The sequence below is a fragment of the Candidatus Omnitrophota bacterium genome, from assembly GCA_013791745.1.
Classification (GTDB): domain Bacteria; phylum CG03; class CG03; order CG03; family CG03; genus CG03.
Genome location: VMTH01000153.1, coordinates 1 through 21,837 on the forward strand (window position 1 = coordinate 1; position 21,837 = coordinate 21,837).

The 21,837-nt window shown below is 47.2% G+C and carries 16 protein-coding genes; 8 read left to right on the top strand and 8 right to left on the bottom strand.

Going from position 1 to position 21,837, the window contains the following annotated elements; genetic code table 11:
* Positions 1-399: 399 nt before the first annotated feature.
* From FP827_07280 to FP827_07310, 7 genes are all read right to left on the bottom strand, one after another.
* A complete protein-coding gene (locus tag FP827_07280) occupies positions 400-870 on the bottom strand; it encodes an N-acetyltransferase (protein MBA3052868.1) in 471 nt (156 codons plus the stop codon).
* A complete protein-coding gene (locus FP827_07285; protein MBA3052869.1) occupies positions 867-1,586 on the bottom strand; it encodes an NAD(+)/NADH kinase in 720 nt (239 codons plus the stop codon). The genes FP827_07280 and FP827_07285 overlap by 4 nt, the downstream gene beginning before the upstream one ends.
* The gene (locus FP827_07290; protein ID MBA3052870.1) at positions 1,583-2,767 is read right to left on the bottom strand and encodes a hypothetical protein; all 1,185 of its coding nucleotides are present in this window, start codon (positions 2,765-2,767) and stop codon (positions 1,583-1,585) included. The genes FP827_07285 and FP827_07290 overlap by 4 nt, the downstream gene beginning before the upstream one ends.
* A gap of 94 nt (positions 2,768-2,861) precedes the next feature.
* Positions 2,862-3,314, bottom strand: a complete 453-nt coding sequence (locus FP827_07295; GenBank protein ID MBA3052871.1) for a hypothetical protein — start codon at positions 3,312-3,314, stop codon at positions 2,862-2,864.
* 16 nt (positions 3,315-3,330) lie between these two features.
* A complete protein-coding gene (locus tag FP827_07300; GenBank protein ID MBA3052872.1) occupies positions 3,331-4,932 on the bottom strand; it encodes a hypothetical protein in 1,602 nt (533 codons plus the stop codon).
* A gap of 18 nt (positions 4,933-4,950) precedes the next feature.
* Complete coding sequence (locus FP827_07305) at positions 4,951-9,678, bottom strand: hypothetical protein (protein MBA3052873.1); 4,728 nt, start codon at positions 9,676-9,678, stop codon at positions 4,951-4,953.
* Between the two features lie 123 nt (positions 9,679-9,801).
* Positions 9,802-10,554, bottom strand: a complete 753-nt coding sequence (locus FP827_07310; GenBank protein ID MBA3052874.1) for a hypothetical protein — start codon at positions 10,552-10,554, stop codon at positions 9,802-9,804.
* Positions 10,555-10,734: 180 nt separating this feature from the next.
* Between FP827_07310 and FP827_07315 the strand changes: the two genes are divergently transcribed.
* From FP827_07315 to FP827_07325, 3 genes are read left to right on the top strand one after another with little or no spacing between them, the layout of a single operon-like run.
* A complete protein-coding gene (locus tag FP827_07315) occupies positions 10,735-11,415 on the top strand; it encodes a Crp/Fnr family transcriptional regulator (protein MBA3052875.1) in 681 nt (226 codons plus the stop codon).
* A 3-nt stretch (positions 11,416-11,418) separates the two neighbouring features.
* On the top strand, positions 11,419-12,408 hold the full coding sequence (locus FP827_07320; protein MBA3052876.1) for a hypothetical protein: 990 nt from the start codon (positions 11,419-11,421) through the stop codon (positions 12,406-12,408).
* 27 nt (positions 12,409-12,435) lie between these two features.
* On the top strand, positions 12,436-13,848 hold the full coding sequence (locus FP827_07325; GenBank protein MBA3052877.1) for a bifunctional (p)ppGpp synthetase/guanosine-3',5'-bis(diphosphate) 3'-pyrophosphohydrolase: 1,413 nt from the start codon (positions 12,436-12,438) through the stop codon (positions 13,846-13,848).
* A gap of 4 nt (positions 13,849-13,852) precedes the next feature.
* Here the strand turns inward: FP827_07325 and rpmB are convergent, their stop codons facing one another.
* A complete protein-coding gene (gene rpmB, locus FP827_07330) occupies positions 13,853-14,035 on the bottom strand; it encodes a 50S ribosomal protein L28 (GenBank protein ID MBA3052878.1) in 183 nt (60 codons plus the stop codon).
* Between the two features lie 96 nt (positions 14,036-14,131).
* Between rpmB and recG the strand changes: the two genes are divergently transcribed.
* The 5 genes from recG to FP827_07355 all read left to right on the top strand — a co-directional run bounded on the left by recG (position 14,132) and on the right by FP827_07355 (position 21,783).
* Entirely contained in the window at positions 14,132-16,234 is a 2,103-nt protein-coding gene (recG, locus tag FP827_07335; GenBank protein ID MBA3052879.1) for an ATP-dependent DNA helicase RecG, read from the top strand.
* Between the two features lie 19 nt (positions 16,235-16,253).
* On the top strand, positions 16,254-17,270 hold the full coding sequence (locus FP827_07340; protein MBA3052880.1) for a hypothetical protein: 1,017 nt from the start codon (positions 16,254-16,256) through the stop codon (positions 17,268-17,270).
* On the top strand, positions 17,267-18,211 hold the full coding sequence (locus tag FP827_07345) for a HEAT repeat domain-containing protein (protein ID MBA3052881.1): 945 nt from the start codon (positions 17,267-17,269) through the stop codon (positions 18,209-18,211). Before FP827_07340 ends, FP827_07345 begins: the two co-directional genes overlap by 4 nt.
* Positions 18,212-18,300: 89 nt before the next feature.
* Positions 18,301-20,772 (top strand): FAD-binding protein, encoded by a 2,472-nt coding sequence (locus FP827_07350; GenBank protein ID MBA3052882.1) that lies wholly within the window; start codon positions 18,301-18,303, stop codon positions 20,770-20,772.
* A gap of 138 nt (positions 20,773-20,910) precedes the next feature.
* On the top strand, positions 20,911-21,783 hold the full coding sequence (locus FP827_07355) for a restriction endonuclease (GenBank protein MBA3052883.1): 873 nt from the start codon (positions 20,911-20,913) through the stop codon (positions 21,781-21,783).
* The last annotated feature ends 54 nt before the right edge of the window (positions 21,784-21,837 follow it).

Sequence of the window (21,837 nt, forward strand, 5' to 3'; positions counted from 1 at the left end):
GAGTAAAGGAAAAAGGAATATTGATATTCTGGGCCAGATAAAAAATACAGGTTCCGAAACATGGCGATCGGTGAAAGTGGAAGCCGAATATTTTGATAAACAGAATACATTCGTAGATACAAAATCAGACTACATCAGCGGCGCGGTTCCGGCGGGTGAGGAAAGGAATTTTAAAATCAGTTTCTATGGCGCCAGTGAAGACCCGCGCTATGACCATTACACTGTAAAAATAGTCAGCGCCCGAGCCGACCGGTAAAAATAAGCCTCTACGGCAGAGGGAAGTAAGCGGTTTCTGTTCCCGGAACCGGCGTTACTCTGTTGTAAAAGAAGATCTATTTTTTCCTGAAGCTGAGCCCCGTCGCGCCGGATCCTTCAGCGGTTCCGCGCTCGCTCGCCCGCTTATTTTTGCAGCGCGTTTTTGTTCAGTCGGAATATGACCGGCACTTCGTCGCAGTCCGGGAACAGCGGGCAGTTTATGCAGTCCTTCCACACTTTCTGAGGCAGTTTGTTTTTCGCCACCCGTTTAAAGCCGAGGCGTTTAAAAAAGGCCGCCTCTCTGGTAAGAGCGAAAACATTGGGTATGTTGAGGTTGCCGGCATCTTCAAGGGTTTTCTGAACCAGTTTCCGGCCTATGCCTTTTTTTCTGTGGCGGGCGTCAACAACAAGGGAGCGGACCTCGGCCATATCCTCCCAGACGATGTGCAGCGCGACAATGCCGACTATTTTGCCCTTTACGCGGTAAACGAAAAATTCCCTGATGCGCTCATAGATGTCAACGAGCGACCTCGGCAGCACAACGCTTTTTGCTGCGTTTTTTCTGATTATCTCATAAACCTGCTTTGCATCCTGGACATTGGCCCTTGTTATCATCTTTTGCCTCCTGTTTTTGCTGTTTCGGGAAATATTATTCGGCACATGGCTGTTTTGCGGCTTATTTTTGTCAGCGGTAAAGCGGGTTTGATCAGACAGCCGTCGGCTATTTCCCACACATCTCCCTGTTTGTTCAGTATCTCCACGGTTATGGTATGGTTTTGTCCGATAATGATTCCTTTTCCATCGCCGCGAAAGGGCAAAAGGGGTGTTATGGCCGTTTTTTTTGATTCCAGGGCGAGCGCCTTTCCTCCGGCTGCCTTGTTGTAGGCAGTTGAACCTATTGGCGTGGCTACAATGACCCCGTCACCCTCGGAGCTTATGCTTTTTTTACCGGCAGTTACCCTATATTTCATGGTGCGGGCCACTTTGCCCGTTTTAATAACGATGTCGTTGAAAGCTATCATTGAGCTTTGAAGATAAGGAGGACGGTATTTTAGTGTTTTCAGCGTGTTTGTTATTATTCCGGGCGTGTCGCCGATCCTGAACCCGCCCGTGTGAGTGTTTTCTCCCATGGGGAAAAAATAGACAGACACTCTTTTTGAGCGGACTTCGCGAAGAGTTTTTAAAAGCCAGCCGTCGCCGCCGAGCACAAAAGCTGTGTCAAATTCCGAGCGTGATACGCTTATCCCCGACTTTTTCAGAATTTTCCTCAGATCGATGAGATTTTTTCTGACTTTTTCTCTGCCCGTGTTGGCAAAAATCGCTATTTTCATTTCACGCGTTCGTCAACAAGGGTATTTTTAACAGAAGACATGCTGTTGGACTGTAAAACCGCGCTGCTGCGGTTCATAAGTTTAATGGCGGTATCGCAAGCGCTGAAGCTGTTGGATGTTATGCGGCCGCGGGAAAGCTCTGAAAGGCGTATTCCCTCTTTACCGCTTATTGTGTTGTTGCTGATGGTGCCGGAGGCGCTGTCACGCAGGATGACCGCAGTATCGTTGCCTGTAAAGACATTATCGTGTATGACGCTCCGCGAGGAGCCGGCGGCCGAAACGGCGGCCCCGTTGGATCTCAGCGCGCTGTTTTTTATCGTGCCCGCACCCTCATCCTGAAAAAAAACGCCGCTGACATTTTTCATGATCCTGCTGCCGTCGATTACAATAGAGGCTTTTGACCAGGCGGATATTCCGGCGCCGTTGCCGAGAATGGAACATGACAGTATCTTCGCTCTGGAAATGCCGCCCGCGGCTATGCCGGCGTTGTTGCCCTCAATTCTGCAGCCCGTGATAACAGGCGCGGAATTCCCCTCGCAGAATATGCCCGCCATTTTGGAGAAAAGCACCGATGAGCTGGATATTTCAGGCGCGGCGAAATCCGCCACGCCTATGGCGTGCCGGCAGTTCTCAAAAACGCAGTCTGTTATTTTCCCGCCCGCGAGATCCCAGTATCCTATGGCGGCGAGTTCCGCGTCGCGGAAGGAGCTGCCGGTTATGGCGGGCTTGTTTTCTCCGTAAACCCGCACAGGCACATCTCCGCCTGTGAATTCCGCGTGAGAGATCTCCGAGGGGTTATTTCCGAGGAGCACGATGCCGCCGAAGGAGGGCGAGCCTATGAACCTCACCGGTTTTGCGGCCGTGCCGCGGATATTGAGTTTGCCCTCTACAAGTATCTCTATTTTGTCGTTCTGGAGAATGTTGAAGGGGCCCGCTGCCTCTTCGCGTATATAACGCACCTGCTTATCGGCTTTGCCGGCGTAATAAATAATGGTTCCCGCCTCCACTGTCAGCGCTGCTCTTCTCTCCACAACAACATCCCCGGTGAGTTTCACCCTGCCTTTCCAGACGGTGTCAGAGGCGATCGATCCCGACTGCCGGCGGCGGCATGATCCGAAGGCGGCGCTTACGGCGATTCCCGCGGCGGCAAGGATCAAAAACACGTAAATTGTTTTTTTCATAGCTTTGATTTTAATACTTTTTGAACCTATTGTAAACGATTAGGGGCTGGCAAAATCTGGCACGCGTTTATGTGTTCTGGCTGAAAATTCGCAGTTACTCTATAGGTTCATACGTAACTACAAATTTTTTTGCCGCCCCGTCTTTGCTATATTCGAGAGTTACCACGGTGCGCCTTTTTTTCTGTATATCAAAATACAGATAATCCGGCTGGCGCAGCGCTTCGTCCATACTCCATGTTTTCAAAGATTCATGATAAATATATCTTTCCACCCTTAACAAATGCCGGTCCTCTATCAGCTTGGCCTCAAATTTTTTTTTCTGAGAACGTAATGCCACATTAGTGGAGCCGCTGTATTTTTTATCTATAAATATTTTGTAATAATTCTGAGTATCGGTCTCCGCCGATACGATCTCGTTGTCATAACTTACAAACTTGAAATTACTGCTGTCTGTATTTTTTTTCTCCTCAAAATCCTTTTGCGGCGGCACGCTCGCGCAGGCGAACAAAAACACTGACATCGAAAGTAAAGTTAATTTTTTTAGCATAATAGCGCCTCCTATTTCAATTCTGTGAAACCGTTAATACATACTCATCTCTCACATTGCTCTCTCGTGAATCCGCTCCCCTGAGTTTTAGAATGCAGTCTTCCCCTGCAGGAAGTTTAAATACTCCCTCAAGCATCTTGCCCGGATTTTCCGAAGTCAAAATTTTGGATTGGCCATCGGGATAAAGCATTTCCATTACAATTCTGATTCCGGGAACGCCTGTTACCGAGCATTTAAGTGAAACCTCTGAATAAACATTCAGCTTGAAGCAGTCGACGTCCTCTCTTGGGGCAAGATAACCCGCGATTTTACTGCCCACCTCCAATAATTCGGCGTCTGCTTCCTTATTATTGGGTTCAAATTCCTTTCCCTTGTCATACGGATTGAACGTGATAGTGGTTTTATAGGGATCTCTTGCATTTGAATTCTTGCCGGAATCATCTGCGATCACCAGATAATAAGTTTTATCCGGGATAATACCCATATTGCTAATCGTTTCAGTTGCTTCCTTACCCATATTGTTTATGGTTTTCAGGACATCTCCCATCTCGTCACATATTTTCATTACAATATCTAAATTTTCCGCGCTTTCGGTTTTAACATGCATGATATGCTTACGACCCGTTAGCCGTATCTTATACCAATCCTGATCCCCCGCCGGATTTATATATCCCGAAATCAGATTGCCCGGATCGCCGATGACTTTTGTCGAGATTTCAGACGCTATACTTCTGTTGTCATTAGGCTCCCTTTCGCTATTACCGGCATAGGACCTGAAATTAGTCCGCAATGTATATGGCACGGTGAAACTGCCTGAATTATTTTTAGCTTTTATCAGCAGGGTATAGTAAGCGGGGCCTTTCACGCCGAGATAATGATAACTTTCGCCCTGCCCATCGCCGTAATTGTCTATTTCAACCAGCTTATAATCATTTTCGTCATATACGCTCATCGCACTGTCTACAAACGGTACGCCCGAAATATCAAAATCCAATATAGAATCGCCTTTCGCGACCTCAATGCGATACCAGTCTTCTTCATCACTGTAGTTGCCGCCAATATTCCATATTTTTTGAGGATTAAAAAATCCGGTTATTTCCATATTTAACTTCAGACTCGCGGCTTTTACCTTTTTATCGTTCGGTTCCCGTTCGATATTCGCTTTGTCTTGGATTTCCAATATCACCGTATAGCCACTCGTTGATTTGATGACGGCGCTGGCGCTGAAAAGACCCTGGAACCGCAAAAAATAAATATCGCCTTCTTTTACCCCCAGATTCATTAGATTTTCTTTTTCTCCCGCCGGCGAATCGTTAATCCCTTTTATAAAATCATATTTTGCGTTAAACACCATGAATCCCATATCTATGCCCGTAGCGGGAGCCAGAGTGATTGACAAATTCTTTTCAGTATTTTCTTCGTCCTTGGAAGTTTTGGGAATCGTGACTTTATAAATATCCACATCATTTTTGTCTTTCAGGAATCCGATGATTTCGGTTTTTTGCTTCGCTTTAATTTCGGTGGCATGGTTAAAATCGTCATTGGGTTCCGTTTCTGCTATTCTGGCCACTGAACATGAACACAATACCAGTAAACAGGCTAATAAAATTTTTTTCATCTCGGATCCTCCTAAATGTTATCTAAACTTCAGCGGATATTCACCAAATATTAAAGGATATTTATCATCAAACGGGCACTCTTTCGACGGTTTTACCAGTAAATAATCTTTAGCATAGGCCAGCCTGTTTTTGTTTTTCACAAAATAATCCCGCTCTCCCTGCAGATTAAAAACGCCTGTTCCATAAAGAACATACAAACTTTCCGCGCAAGCATCGGAAGCCGGAGCGATGAACACATTCTTCAGCTCATTTGCGCCGCCTAAAGCGTAAACATATTCCTCAAAACTATTGGGCTTTTGCCGGTTTAATTTCAAGATATACAGCGCTCCTCTTTTTACGCACCCTATGTTATCAATTTTTTCACCCGAAATAAATAGGGCTATCTCATCAATTCGATCGCCGTCTAAGTCCAGCGCCGTTATCCTTTCTATTTTGACCGCTCTGCGTATGCTGTCTGATTTAATTTTTTTGCCGTTTATATATAAAGCTTCGCCCGCCTTTACGCTCACATAATCGCTTTGCACGGTGCCATCCAAATCGGCCAAACAGCCCAGTTCGTCTTCTGTTTTAAATTTCAGGTTTACGGAAGACTGATTTAAAATATCACCGGCTGAAGGTATAGCGCCGCCGTAATAAACACACAGCCCTCCGCCAGTAACGGCAATATCATCTATCCCGTCGCCGTTAAAATCACCGCTCTGCAGTTTACTGCCCGACAAGCCTGTTTTCTCCGAGCTTGTGAGGTAGACATCGGGATAGGTGGCGTTGAAAGACCAGTCTCCCGTTATCCTGGTACCGCCGTATATGCCGCACAATTTGTCCGCCTGAGCTTTATCATCGTAAACAATTGTGAAAAATATATCTTCAATGCCGTCGCCGTTGAAATCTCCCGCGCACAAAGCGCCTATTTTCGCCGTATCATTTTGTTCGGGGACGATTTTTACGCTGTTGGCGTCATCAAAATGGAAGTCCCCGCGGTTGTGTAGGGTACGGCCGTATATGATTTTCAATCCGTCTTCGGCCGCATAAACGAGATCGTTTTTGTTATCGTTATCCGCGTCCACAAAAGCAAAACCCGCATCTGAGATATTTATCCCCTTTAATCTGTTGATATTATTGCCCTCTGATCGGTGCAGGGAATACATGGCTGTCGAAGAGTTCTCAGGTGTATATGTCACGCGGCTGCTCTTTCTATCCACAAAAAGATTTTTTGCGAGGGTAAGAATGAGTTTGGCGGCTAAATCGCTCCGGCTAACGGCCAAATCGTTCCCGCTCAAACTTTGAAACCAGTTACGCATTTCCTTCATATCGCCAGCCCGCATCGTTCCCGGGTGGGTCATGGCAGGCAATGCCTCTTCATAGGAACGCTCAAGCTCACCCATCTTAAAATAAAGGTATGCTCTATTCAGAGAGATGTGCACGGAAGTATAAGAGTCTTGTTGCAGTTCTTTTAAGTATTGTTCCGCGGTCGCGTATTTGCCGAGCTTGATATACGCCGCCGCTATATTATTTTTTATAATCGTTTTCTTGTTATCCGGTGCTTTATCGAGCATTTTTTTGAAACCCCGCAGAGCGCTTTTGTATTTACCTTTTTCGTATTTGCTAAGAGCTGTTATAAATTCGTTGCTAAGAGCGATCTCCTGATTTTGCTCTTTGCTTCTTGTGGTATCAGTCTTGTGTTTAACGGAAAGTTCCTGATGTGCCGCGGGCGTTCGCAGGTAGTATCGCTCCAATAAGCGTAAGCTGCGATTAAAATAACCATGATGGGGGAAATACAGTAATCCTATAATCGTAAAAATCGCTATTCCCGCGGCATTTTTCATCCAATAGCGTTTTGCCGCTTTTCTCGAGGTTCTTATCAGCCATAGGGCATTCAGTAATATCCCGCCTATGATAACGAAAGGCATTAGCAGCACTATACCTCTCGCAATAAAATAACTTATGCTGTTTGATAAACTTCCCTGTGAGGTGTGAATAACTATAATGTGCCGGAACAGCGGGAACAGCCTTAAAAGCGGGTTATGTGTTATCAATTCTATTATGGGAAACCGACCGCCATAAAAAATAAAGCGGAAGCTCGCCATTATCCATACAAATATCAGGCCTGCGCCGAACCAGCCCAACAGGGCGGAGCTAAGTTTTTTCTTGTCTGCCGGAACGGCACTTTTTTTGATTTTCATCCATTTGTATGCTGCAGACATCGCAAAAATCAATAAAGGCAAACTCACCCACAAAAAAGGAAGCCTTTTGCCGTCGGGGTTAGTTCTTTTGACCGTTTTGGTTGGGCGTTGTTTTACCGGAGCGGCAGGTTTTACTTCACTCTTGGTCATGGCGGAGTTTGCTGTGCTGGTGTAGAGCTGCCGTATTTCAGTGGCTGTTAATGCCCTATTGTAGATTACTGTTTCGTCGATGAGACCTTTCCAATTAGATACTGTTCCTGTGGTGGTTCCTGCAATACGTATCTTTGTACTCCCAATAATAGTGCCTGGCGCAGAAAGCCCACTGCCATACTCAATTCCATTAACGTACAACCTTATAGTTGAACCATCATAAGTAGCAACAAGATAAGTCCATTGTCCTACGTTTACAGGCGGTCCACCGTAAAGTTTTAAAACACCATTGATATTAGCATAGATTCTATATGTGTGAGTGTTCCAGATGGTGAACAAATTAAAACCACCATTATATTTTGTATCTGAAACAACAATTCCTCTATTAACATCCATTACCGCCGGATTAACCCACAAAGAATAGGTTACACTATTTGTCGGCAATAAATCCGGCTCACTTCCACAATCAACATAATCATTACTACCATCAAAATTCAGCGCTTGACCGTATTTGCCTTCATCCCAACTCGCTCCGTATATCGTTCCGTCATTTCCTTTCCCGCTTTTATCGTTCAATATATTCCCCGAACCCTCGTCGAAATTCCAGCGCGCGACAAGACCTTCCGGTTTGGCATCTTGCGGCTGGTTATATTTTGATTCACTTTTGGCTAATTTGTCTCCTCCACAAAAAGAAGTGTAATATACTGTGTCAAGATGACCGCCACCGCTATTTCCCCCTGTGATATAGAGATAACCATTATTAACCACACTGGAATGACCAAGCAAAGAAACGAGAATTTTGTTGGGTGAAGTTGTAAAATTTCCAATGCTTCCGTCTGAGTTTATTTTTGCGTAATATACTGTGTTCAAAGTACCGGTAGCTACGCTCCCTCCGGTGATATAAAGATAACCATTATAAACCACGCTGACATGACCATACAAAGAAGCGGGAATTTTGTTGGTTGAAGTGGTAAAACTTTCTATAGAGCCGTCAGAATTTATTTTCGCGTAATATAACGTGTTCTGATTACTGCTACCGGTATTTCCCCCTGTAATGTAGAGATAGCCATTATTAACCACACTGGAATGAAGAGTCAAATTAGTGGGAATATTATTGGTTGAAGTTGTAAAACTTCCGATGCTTCCGTCTGAATTTATTTTCGCATAATATACTGTGTTCTGCTGACCGCGGCGGCTGGATCCCCCTGTGATGTACAAATAACCATTATTAACCACACTGGAATGAGCATACAAAGAAGCGGGAATTTTGTTAGGAGAAGTTGTAAAACTTCCAATGCTTCCGTCTGAATTTATTTTCGCATAATATACTGTGTTCTGCTGAGCACTGCTGACATTCCATCCCCCCGTGATGTAGAGATAGCCATTACAAACTACGCTGGAATGAGCATACAAAGAAACAGGAATTTTGTTGGGAGAAGTTGCAAAACTCCCTAAGCTGCCGTCGGGGTTTATCTTTGCATAATACACGGTGTCACTGCTATTGCTTCCTCCAGTGATATAAAGATAGCCATTATTAACCACACTGGAATGACTACTCACAGGAGCGGGAATTTTGCTGGATGATTTGATAAATGAATTGATTTCTCCGTTCCCATTATTATCAGCAATTTTTACCTGCGCGGTATTACCTTTTGATTCTGCATCCGGCGCTTTTTTATTCTTTGATTTTTCTTTGAATAAATTATAACTTTCCCTAATTTCATTCGCCGTCAACGCGCGTTTGTGTATCGTGACCTCGTCAAGGAGGCCTTTCCAATAATAGGGATAATTTCTATACGCAGGTTCAATTCCTATTGTAAGAGGAGATGGGCTATTTACAGTACTTCCACCGCTCACATCAACAGAAATATCCAGGAGAGAGTTTATATAAATTCTGGAACTTGTCCCGTCATGCACCGCCACGATATGCTGCCATTTATCAGGCTCTAAAATCGCATTACTCTCTATAATATGCGGGTCAAAGCCCTCAACAATAAAACGCACTCGTCCATTATACAAGTCCAATCTATAATTGCGGAAAGCCTTATCTCCCTTTGAAACTATCATACGGCACTCCGATGCTGTATCATACGGAAAAACCCAGGCTTCTATACTAAGCGGCGGATGCATATTCACACTCGCACTGTTGCCGCAATTAACATAATCATTCACCCCGTCAAAACTCAGCGCTTGCCCGTATTTGCCTTCCGTCCAGCTTGCGCCGTATATCGTCCCGTCGTTGCCGTTGCCGCTGATGTCGTGTAATAAACTGCCTTGTCCCTCGTCGAAATTCCAGTGCGCAATAATATCTTTGTCAACAGCAGATAGAAGGTTAGCGGAAAATAAAATAGTAAAACAGCATAAATGGACAAATTTATTGTTTAATTGCATATGCATTGCAGATGATGTTAACATTTACCGGCTCAAATAACAATAATAATATAGCACCGCATACTGCATGAAACATTGATGCTCGATAACATGGTTGATCTGAAACGAGGGCCGGCCGTTTTCAGGAGTTGTTCTCTTGGACAGAATTCAAGTGTTTTGGGGCTTCCGCTCAAAAAAACGCTGAAGATAGGCCAGCGCCAGGCCCCGCCATTTTCCCCAGAGTTTTTTTGAGGCTTTATCAAGATCCGAGTTTATGCGGTAGTTTTCTCTCATTATTTTTTCGGTTAGGCAGTCTATGTAAAAAGCGCCGTAATTTCTTTTCTGGAATATTTCAAAAAGATTCAGGGAATACGGCCCTATCCCTTTTATTTTGCCGAGAGGAGTTTTCCCATACCCGGCAGCGAGGTTTTTAAGATACGCGCTTTTGTAGCCCAGCCGGAATCCGTCCAGGTTCCCGAGATAGCTCTCCTGTTTGAAATTCAGTTTTTCATAGAGCCTGAGCATTTGATCGCGGTAATGCGTATAGGAATTATTCTGCGAGACAACGGCCCCGACCAGGGCCTCGAAATCGGAATAAGCCGAAATTATCCTTGTGCCTTTTATGCGCGGCAGAAAATTTTTCAAAACCCTGTCGCGTGAGCAGAGAGTCTTGAATTCAGTCAAGTCCTCATCCGCGCCGAAGCAATAGCGCAGGCGCTTTTTTATTATTTTTTTCTCTTTGTCGCCCAAAGAACAGTCAGCGCTCACGGATAAGATGCTGTTTTTCTGCGCAAAGCCCAGGGTGAGGATTTTTCCCCCCGCGAGGATCCTGCGTTCCGGCTTGCGTCCGTAAAAGAAATAAAAAAGGCCAGATTTAAAAGTCTTATCAAAGTCGATATCTTTTAATTTTATTGAGAACATGAAACAATGATAACATAAAAATGAGCGAAAATTAACATCCCTTCCGGGCAGCGGTTTTGTATGGCGCCGCTGTCCCTCCCTGGAGCCGGCCCTTCTGCGGTTGACTAAAAATCTTATTTTGGTAAAATAGAAAAAGCTGGCGGCTGCTTTGTTTGCCGCAAAAGGCGGGTTAACCCATTAATGAATAAAAAAATACAGATATTGCAGAAGATCGAGGCGTTCAGGGGCATTGCGCCGTCAGATTTGGAAAGCATTCTTGACTTCGGAAAATTCGTACAATTCAAGAACAGGGCTGTCGTAATTAAGGAAGATGAGCCCGGCCATCATATCTATTTTGTGGTGAAAGGCCGCGCGATGGTGTACAAAACATCCGACGACGGGAAAATAAAATCGCTGTCTATCGTCAACGAAGGCGAGCTCTTCGGGGAAATGGCGATCATAACCAATTTGCCGCGATCCGCTTCCGTAAAAGCTATTGGACCGCTGACGCTTTTAAAACTTGACGCCGTTAATTTTAAGAAGCTGCTGAAAGATAATTCCTCCATTGCCATGTCGGTGCTGGCGAGTCTCTGCCAGCGGCTGCAGGACACCAACAAGCACATAGAGGTGCTCTTTTATCAGAGCGTTCCCGAGCGCACGGTCAAAGCTCTTGTGATGCTGGCCTCTTCCAAAGGCTCTGTGAAGACCCGCCGCCGGCGGCTTGTGCTGACCCAGCAGGAGCTCGCCGAGCTTGTGGGCTCCGCCAGAGAAGTGGTGAACCGGACGCTGCAGATCTTAAAGAGGGACGGTATGCTCGTGCTCAAAAAAGGGGCGATAGAGATTCCCGACCTGAACAAACTGAAAGAGTATAAAATAAACTGACCTATGACTAAAAAAAATTTCGCGGGACGGACGCTTGCGGCGATTTTATTTTTGGGCTCTTTCGCGGCGGCGGAGAAACTGCCCGATTTGTTCCCCTATAACGCTTATGACGGATACAATCCCGGTGTGAGGAGCGCCGCCATGGGCGGTGCCGGGCTTTGTTCGGTGCTCGACGCCTCGGCCGTGTATTTTAATCCGGCCGGACTTTACGGCGGGACCAACATGAGCCTTATTTCTTTCAATGTGCGGCAATCGCCAAAGGAATTGGCCGATCAATATGATATCCTCGGCGGCCGCGCGCTCACCTTCCTGGGCTTCAGGGGCGGCGGCATGGCTGTGGCGTGGCAGCCGCTTTCCAACATGATCTCAACCGGCACAGCGTCCTCAGCCCTCGAGGTCAAGGTCAACAAGTTCACCATGTCTTTTTCCAACAATGTCGGCGGCGGCATGAATTTCGGAATGAACATAAATTATTTTTCCGGATACATGGGCTTTACCTCTTCCTCGTCGGCAAAAATTTCAGACGCCAACGGTTACGGTATTGACTGGGGCATCACTTACAGGGCTCATCCGAACATCACTTTCGCGGCGTCGCTGTTCAATTCCCCCTCATCCATCTCCTGGAGCGGCTATGATGCCCACGACCTGCCCGTGATCAGGCGCACGGGGGCGATGGTTCAGTTGAGCCGCCTCCTGACAGTGTCATCCGAAATGGAGCTCCGCAAATACGGCAAAGCCCGCGGCGACGGCAAAAAAAATATAAAAATATACCACGCCGGCCTGGAACAGAGCATAGGGGATATTATTTTTCTCAGAGGCGGGATCTTCGGTGAGGATCTCAATGATAATAATAAGACAGGGTATTCTGCCGGCATAGGCTGGTATCAGGACAGAGTGAATGTGGATATATCCTGGCAGAAAGAGTACCCGCCGATGTCTTCCCATGACGAATATCTGGAAACATTTTCCTTTTCGGTCAATTCGCCGTTCTAAATTTACAAACCCGTTCCAGCGCATAAAATGCTGACAAAAAAAATAGAGCTTGAAAAACTGCTCGCCGCCGCGCAGGATAAAGATTTCGTTCATCTCGCTTTTGACTGGGCCGAAAAACATCACCTCCCACAGCAGAGGCTCGATGGGTCACCGTACATATTGCATCCCTACCGCGTGGCGCTGGAATTGGGAAAGTGGAGGATGGACGACACGGCACTGATAGCGGGGCTTCTGCACGATCTTGTGGAGGACACGGATGTCAGCGTGGAAGAGATCGAATCCGAGTTCGGCGCTGAGATATCTTCAATTGTGGCGGCCCTCACGAAAATTAAAGAGCTGCCCTCTTTTTCCAAGGACACGGAAAATCTCAGACAGCTCATACTCGCCATGGGTAAAGACGTGAGGGTCATAATCATAAGGCTTGCGGATAAACTTGACAATATGCGTACGGCGGAATTTCTTGAGGCCTCCCGCAGAGAGGGTTTCGCCAAAGGGGTTCTTGAGATATACGCGCCTCTGGCGCACCGCCTGGGAATGAATATCGTCAAGGCCGAGCTCGAGGACAGGGCTTTCGCCGTGCTGCATGAGGGCGAATACAAAAAAATACAGGAAAGGCTCCGCCTTCTTCATCCGCGGGCCAGCCAGACGATAAAAAAGGTGGAGCATGAGTTATCGCATAAATTTCACGCCAGCGGCCTCACGGATGTTATTATCCAGGCGAGAGTGAAAAGCCCTCTGAGCATTTACCGAAAAATGCGGAAACAGAGCAAGGGCATAGACGAACTCGAGGATATTGTCGCCGTGCGCGTTATCAACGAGAATAAAGCGGACTGCTACAAAACGCTCGCCCTGCTGCATGAAATATATGTTCCGGTGGAAGGATCTTTTACGGATTACATATCTTACCCCAAATTAAATATGTATCAGTCAATACACACGACCTGCGATGTCGGCGGGGAAATCATTGAGTTTCAGATCAGGACAGGCGATATGCACAGGACCAGCGAATACGGCATCGCTGCGCACTGGAGGTACAAAGACATGTCCGCTCTCGCCGCTAAGGGGCTGAAAAACTGGCTGGATTCATTCTACGAATGGCAGATGGACAAGCTTTCAAGGGATGAATTCATACACAACCTCAAAACAGAGCTGAGCTATGACGAGATCTTCGTTCTCACGCCCAAAGGCGATGTGAAAAGGCTCCTCAACGGTTCCTCGGCGATAGATTTCGCGTATGCCGTGCACAGCGACATAGGAGATCATTTCAGGGGCTGTCTGGTTAACGGTGTTATGCAGCCGATGGGTTATATTCTCAAAAGCGGCGACCGCGTTGAGATCCTGACAGCCAAACGCGCGCACCCGTCAAGCGACTGGCTGAAAATAGCGAGAAAGCCTTCGGCAAGATACAAGATCCGCCGGCGGTTAAGAAGCGGGGATTGAAGTATTAGACCTTGCGCACGTTTTTGAAACAGGAAACGCACACGTAGCCCGACTGTGTTTTGTTGTTATATTCAAAGCGGATTTTCTGGAGATTCACGCCCCATGTCCGCCTTGTCGCGCGATTGGACTTACTGCGGTTGTTGCCCGCCATGGCTTTTTTTCCGCACACGCTGCATATTTTTGACATAATTTTTATTCCTCCACTTTGGAGAATGCTATAAAATTTTCTAAAATTACGCAAGCATTCAACCGAAATTAAAAATAAGTTGGAGAAGGATTCTTTATGGACAAAACCGATGTGAGATATATAAAAGGCGTGGGCCCGGGAAACGCTTTGCTGCTGGAAAAAATAGGCATACGCTCGGTAGAAGATATGTTCGCTTATCTGCCTTTCAGGATGGAAGACAGAAGGAATTATATTTCTGCGCGCGAATTAACGGCTGTCCTGCCCTCGGATGAGAGTTTTTTTGTCGCCGGAACGGTCAAAAAAATAACCGGCGGAAAATCTCCGCGCCGGCGCGCGCGTATTGTTGAGATCACGCTGGAAGACAAAGCCGGCACCGGTAATATACGTCTTCTCGCTTTTCAGAACAGGGTCAAATATATACTGGCTGTTATTGAGATCGGCCAGGAGATAGCCGTTTACGGGAAAGTGGAGCTTCTCGCGGAAGGTTTGACGATGAGCAATTTTGATTTCGAGGTGCTCAAAGCCGGAGAGAAGAGCCTCTCGTTTTTCCGCAGGGTGCCGGTTTACCGGCTGACAAAGGGCATAAGCATCAAGCGCTTCAGGCGCTGGATGTGGAACGCTCTGGAAAAATATTCTCAATCCGTAGAGGAATTCATTCCAGCTGATACAAGAAAACGCCTCACTCTTCCGTCTCGCCCGTCCGCTTTCAGGAACTCGCATTTTCCGGACACGCCCCGGGCGCTCTCGGAGGCATACAGAAGGATCAAGTTTGAGGAATTTTTTATTTTTGAGTGCGCCGTGGCCTATAACCGCGCTCAAATAAAAAAAACCAGAAAAGATCTAACATACAAATTGAAAAAAAACTTATTGACGCCGTGGAAGGAATCCCTTCCTTTTGATTTCACGTCCGGCCAGAAGACAGCCATAAACGATATTTTCAGGGACATGCTCTCCCCTTTCCCGATGAACAGGCTGATCCAGGGCGATGTCGGCAGCGGCAAAACCGTGGTGGCCGCTGCCTCGGCTGTGCTCGCAAAGGAGAACGGGTATCAGACGGCTATACTCGCTCCCACGCTGCCTTTGGCCGAACAGCATTTCAAAACTCTTTCTTCCCTGTTTAGAGCCGGCGTGGTAAAAACGCTTCTTCTGACGGGCGGGATGAAAAAAGAAGACCGTCGCCTCGCTCTGGAGGAAATAAGCTCGGGAAAAGCTGATGTCGTTATCGGCACGCACGCGCTTTTCCAGGAGCATGTTAAATTCAAGAAACTGTCGCTGGTTATAATAGATGAGCAGCAGCGCTTCGGCGTGCATCAGAAAGCCGCGCTTTCCGCCAAGGGAAGCTCGCCGGATATTCTTGTTCTCACGGCGACCCCCATACCGAGGGCTTTGTCGCTGGCTTTGTTCGGAGATCTGGACAGGAGCGAGATACGCGTGTTACCGCCGGGAAGAAAAAAAGTGGAGACCATTCAGGGAAGTTCGCAGGAGGCCTACGGCCTGATAAGGAAACAGATAGATAAGGGTTTTCAGGCTTTTGTGGTTTATCCCTGTATAGAGGAAAATGAAACGCAGGAAGATTATTCCGCGAAAGCCGCGTATAAATATCTTTCGGATGAGGTTTTCCCGGATTACAGGGTGACACTCCTTCACGGCCGCATGATGCCCGCGGCCAAGAGCGCGGCAATGGAAAAGTTTGCCGCCGGGAAAGCGGACATTCTCGTCTCCACAACGGTCATTGAGGTGGGTGTGGATATCCCGCGCGCGACATTTATGCTCATTGAAAATGCCCAGATGTACGGCCTGAGCACCCTGCATCAGCTCCGCGGCAGAATAGGGCGCGGCGGAGAAAAATCCTGCTGCTTTGTGACGGTTGCGGGCGCGGACTCTCTGGCTCTTGAGCGTATATCCTGCTTCCTGAAAAGCTCCGACGGTTTTGAGCTGGCGGAAAAAGATCTTGAGCTGCGCGGGGCCGGACAGTACTTCGGCTCGGCGCAGCACGGGATGATGGATATCAGCTTTAATTACAATAAAGCGCTGGAAGAAAAATTTCCGGATTTGTCGGACATCGCTGTCCTGAACGCCGCGCGGGAGGAGGCTTTTCCACTTCTGGAAAAAGACCCTGCGCTGCGGAATAACCGGGCGCTGAAAACAAGGTTAATGGCGCGTTTTTCGGAGGGCTTTAATCTTGCAAAGGTCTCTTAAAAATAATATCATAAAGATTATGATGAAAATTGACAGAATTCTGATTTTATCTGCGGTATGTATTGCAGGAACATTGTACGCGTCTCTCGCGAATGATCTGCAAAAAGACATTGTTTCCGACACGCCCCTTGTCCGTCGCCGCGCGGTGTATTCCATTATTCACTCCACTCTTCCCCCCGTTACGGCCATGAATCTTCTGGGCGTGGCGGCCTCGGATGATGATCTGCTCGTGAGGAGGCTCGCCGTATCCGGGATCACCCAGTTCAGCCGCTTTTTCGCCGAGGCCCGTATTGATCCCGTTATGGAGGTGGATGTCTCTACCTCCGTGGTTACGGATGAGCTCACGGAAGATACCACCTCACAGCAGGAAATAACCTTGACGAGCATAGCGCTGGATATATTGAGAACCGCTTTGAGTGACAGCGCCGCGGTCATAAGGGCCGACGCCGTCCGCGTGCTGAGCGCCTTTCCCGCCTCTATCGCGGGAGGGGATGTTCTTTCTATGCTGGACGATTCCAGTTTTATAGTCGTAAAAGAGGCTCTCCGCGCGGCCGCGAATCTGCGAATGGCCGGGGCCGCCGAGAAAGTGGATGACTTGCTGAAACACAAGGGCGAGATCGTCAGAGTCGCCGCCGCGGAGTTTGCCGGAAATATGCGGCTGGAAGAATACTTTAAACAATTGCAGAAGATGGCCTCCAAAGATAAGTCGGCGGAAGCGCGGAAAACAGCGCTTCAGGCGATGATTAAAATACGCCCTGAGGAAAGCGGCGCGATCTTAAAAGATTATCTGGAAGAGAAAGATATGAACATAGCGCTCGAGGCTGCTCTTCTGCTGGCAAGAGATTCTGATTATTCCGGCAAAAAAACCGTATTTTCGGCGCTGGAAAGCAAGGATCCGGGAATTCGCCTGGCAGCGGCGAAAGTGCTGCTATATTATGATGACGAAGAGAGCCGCGGACTTTTCAGGAGTCTTCTGAATGACAGTGACTCCGAAGTGAGAAGTTTCGCCGAGAAGAATAACAGGAGGGAACAATGAGGATAATTATCGCGCTTGTTTTATGCACCGGACTGGCCCTTGCCCAGCAGGGAGGAGCTGAAAATCAGTTTAAGCTCATGAAAAGCACATCGCCCGCCGTGCGCCGTGAAGCCGTCAGGGACATAGGCAGAATGAGACAGCCTTCTTCCGTGAATATTCTCTGCGAAGCGCTTGAAAACGACGCTGATTTCGGCGTGCGCGCCATGGCGGCGGAAGCTCTCGGCAATATGCGCAGTAAGGAGGCCGTTCCATCTCTGGTGAAGGCACTCAATGACAAAAACAGAAATGTCCGGTCGTCGGCCATCGTGGCCTTTGGTTATATAAGGGATAAAAATTCCGTTCAGCCGCTCGTGGAATATTTAAAGAAGGAAACTGACCTCGGTTTGCGCCTGTCGGCTGTCAATGTCCTGGGGGTTATAGGCTCCGATGAAGCAGGCCCGGCCCTGATAGAGATGCTTGAAGGCCAAAATCCCCGCCTGAGTTCCGTTGCCGCGCAGTCTCTCGGCAGGATGCGCTATTCACAAGCGGCCAAGCCACTGATGAAAGTTGCCGCTAAAAGCAAGGAAGAGTCTTCGCGTATCGCGGCCATAAAAGCCCTGGGCGAGGTAAGGAACCCCGAAGCCGTTAAAACCCTTGAGGAGCTGCTGGAAAAGGAAAAATCTCAGGATGTTCAGTATGCCCTTGTGTATTCTCTCGCTCAGCTGGGCAGTGACAAAGGTTTCGCCTTAGCCCTTGACGCCGCCAAATCGGAAAACATAGAAACAAAAAGAAACGGCATCCGCGCGCTCGGACTGATGAAGCAGAAAACAAAAGAAATTGAAAATATAGTTATTGAGGCATCAAAAAGCGAGAATACCGGGCTGAAAAGAGACGCCGAGGCAACGGCTTCTTATCTGGATATAAAGCTGCCGCCGCCCGAAAAAACGCCGTCAAAAAAATAGTTTAAACCTTTGCCTTCTTTGTCTCGGCGAGGAGGTATGCTAATTTTATTTTTGGAATATTGTTCAGGAGGATAGTGATGAAACAGACAATGACTGAGATGCAGTTCAAAGCGGAATTGGCCAAATGCGAATATTGCGAGGAAAGGCCCTGCGAATCCGCTTGCCCGGCGAATTGTTCGCCTTTTGAATTTATAATGGCCTCGAAAGAGGGCGAAGCTCAGGATTATCTGCGAGCCGCATCCGCGATAATGAAGAGCAATCCGCTCGGCGGCGTCTGCGGCACGGTTTGTCCCGACAGGCACTGCATGGCGAAATGTTCGCACAAGGATTTTGACGGTTCCGTCAAAATACCCGAGGTGCAGGCCTACATAATACAGAAGGCCGGGGAGTTGGGCGGTATCCCGTGTTTTAATAAAGCGAAACCAAAAGGGGAAAAAATAGCTGTCATCGGCGCCGGGCCCGCCGGACTTGCCGCGGCGGCGGTGCTCTCGCAGAAGGGCTATCAGGTCGCTGTCTTTGAGAAAAACCGCCTTCCCGGCGGAGCCTGTAATCTCATACCCGCTTTCAGGCTGGACAGGAAGATCATCAAGACGGATATAGATTTCATAAAAGCGCTCGGAAGCATAGAGATACGCACAGGTCAGGCGGTGAAAGAAGCGACGGACCTGCTCAAAAAAGGTTATAAGGCCGTTATTTCGGCCACGGGTCTCTGGGCGCCGATTCTTCCCGGAATTGAAAATCAGGGCAAGGCTGTCAATGTCATAGACTATTTGATCAATCCGAAAAAATACAAATTCGCGGGCAAAGTCGCTGTCATAGGCGGTGGGGCATCCGCGGTTGACTGCGCGGTGACGGCGAAAAAAAACGGCGCCTCAAAGGTGGAGATGTTTATCCTTGAAACAGTTTCCGAGATGCCGCTGAGCGCCAAGGAAAGAGTAGAGCTCCTTGAAAACGGCATTGAACTGACCAACAGAACATCGGTGACGGCGATAAAGACAAAGAGCGGAAAAATTTCAGGGCTCACAACGGTAAAGGTCGATCTTGCCGCCGGCAAAAAATTCGCGCTCAAAGATCTGAAGACGATCCCCGGCACGGAGCAGTCAAGAAACGACATCAAAAATGTGATCATCGCCATAGGCACCCGCGCCGAAAAACGTTTTGCCACGGCGAAAGGAGTTTTCTCTGCGGGAGATTATGCCAACGGCCCCACGACGGTTGTCGAGGCTGTCGCTTCCGGAAAAAACGCCGCGGAAGATGCCGCGGCTTATCTTGCCGGCAAAAAAGCATCGAAGGTGAAAAAGGATGTTAAGAGCACCGTGGAGATCAGCGGCTATGAGCCGCTCCCCGTTTCTCTTGAGACGGATTTCTTCGGCAGAAAAATAAATTCACCGTTTCTGCTTTCTGCGGCCCCCCCGTCGGACGGTTATGACCAGATGAAGAAAGCTTATGAAGCCGGCTGGGCGGGCGGAATTATGAAGACCGCTTTTGACGGTGGCGGTATACACATCCCCGGCGAATATATGCATACTTTCAACGACACAACTTACGGCAATTGTGATAATGTGTCAGGGCACACCCTGACAAGAGTCTGTGGAGAGGTAAAAAAACTGGTAAAAGAATTTCCGGATAGGCTGACAATGGCTTCAACTGGAGGCCCTGTCACAGGAAACGATAAGGAAGACAAAAAAGGCTGGCAGGCCAACACGAAGAAACTTGAAAACGCCGGAGTTATGGGTATAGAGTATTCTCTTTCCTGTCCTCAGGGCGGCGACGGCACCGAGGGAGATATCGTTTCGCAGAACGCCGCGCTCACGGCCAGGATAATAGACTGGGTGATGGAAGTGTCAGACCCGAAAATACCGAAACTCTTCAAGCTCACCGGCGCGGTCACCTCTATTGTTCCGATAGCCAGGGCCATCAAGGAAGTGTTTGACAAATATCCCGGTAAGAAAGCCGGCATCACACTCGCCAACACTTTCCCCGTCGTGGATTTCAGGCCCGGCAAAAAAGGCAAATGGGATGAAGCCATTGTTTTCGGTATGAGCGGCGAGGCGGTGGCCCCGATAAGCTATAACAACCTGGTATGCGCGATGCCTGTGGGGCTTTCAATATCCGGCAACGGCGGGCCTATGAATTACAAACAGGCGTCTCATTTTCTCGCCATCGGCGTGAAGACCGTGCAGTTCTGCACGATGCCGACAAAATACGGCTACGGTATATACGATGAACTTTGCAGCGGCGTGAGTTATCTTATGAAGCAGAGAGGGATCAAATCCATGAAAGATCTCATAGGAATAGCCCAGCCCAATCCCATAACAGGTTTTATGGATATTTCACCGACGAAAAAAATATCGTCGCTTATAGATAAGGAAATTTGTCTCAGCTGCGGCAACTGCGCGCGCTGTCCCTACCAGGCGATCTCGCTCGACAAAGACGGCTTCCCGGAGATCGACCCCGCGAAATGCATCGGCTGTTCCATCTGTACGAAGAAATGCTTTACCGGCGCTCTTGAGATGAGAAAGAGAACTCCGAAAGAAATGAAACAGCTCAAAGAAGATTAAAATAACTGCAAATTTGGCGAATGGAGAAATTAGAACGCATGGCTATGTCGAATTTCTTGAAGCTGAAAAATGTTTAAAAAATGCAGATGTATTTAAGATTTCTGTTGATGAATTGAACGGAAGAAATAAGGAGATAAAATGAGCAGAAAAAATTCAAAAGCAGAATTTGTTAAATGGCTCGGGCCACTTTTAGATGCATTGCGAGATTTAGGGGATTCGGGTAAGCCAAGGGAGGTTTCAAATAAAATTGCTGAGAATTTAAGTTTACCGGATGATTTATTAGATGAGATTTTAAAATCAGGTATAAACAAATTTCATAATCAAGTGGCATGGGCAAGACGATACCTTGTTTGGGAAGGTTTGTTGGATTCTTCAAAATATGGAACTTGGAAACTTACGGAGGAAGGGAAGAAAACACATTTAAATGACGAAGAAGCAAGAAATATATTTTTAAAATGGGTTGAAATATATCAAAGGGCAAGAAAGGAAAAAGAAAGCTCTAAAATAATTGAAGATCAAGAAGAAAAAACTCCTGAAGAATATCAAAAAGAAACTCCTGCTGATTTACTTTACACATTACAGAATTTATCGCCGTCAGGATTTGAAAAAATATGCAAGGAATTATTGAGAGAACATGGTTTTGACAATGTTGTTGTTACCGGCGCATCTCACGACGGCGGAATTGATGGATACGGTACATTAGAACTAAATCCTTTTGTTAGTTTTAAAGTTATTTTTCAATGTAAAAAATATCAGGGTTCTGTATCTAGGGCGCAAGTAGGAGATTTTAGAAATGCTATGATCGGTCGGGCTGAAAAGGGGATAATTCTGACAACCGGATCTTTCACGAGTGAAGCGATAAAAGAAGCAAATAGGGAAGGTGCTCCGCCAATAGAATTAGTAGACGGGAATAAATTAATTGAAATGTTTGAAAAAGTAGAATTAGGGGTTAATGCTAAAGTCGTATATGAGGTTGATGTAGAATATTTTAAAAAATATATTGACGAATGATCTTTTTAGAGCAGTTCCCTTTGCAATTTCTAATCTTGTCAATAATAGTTTTCA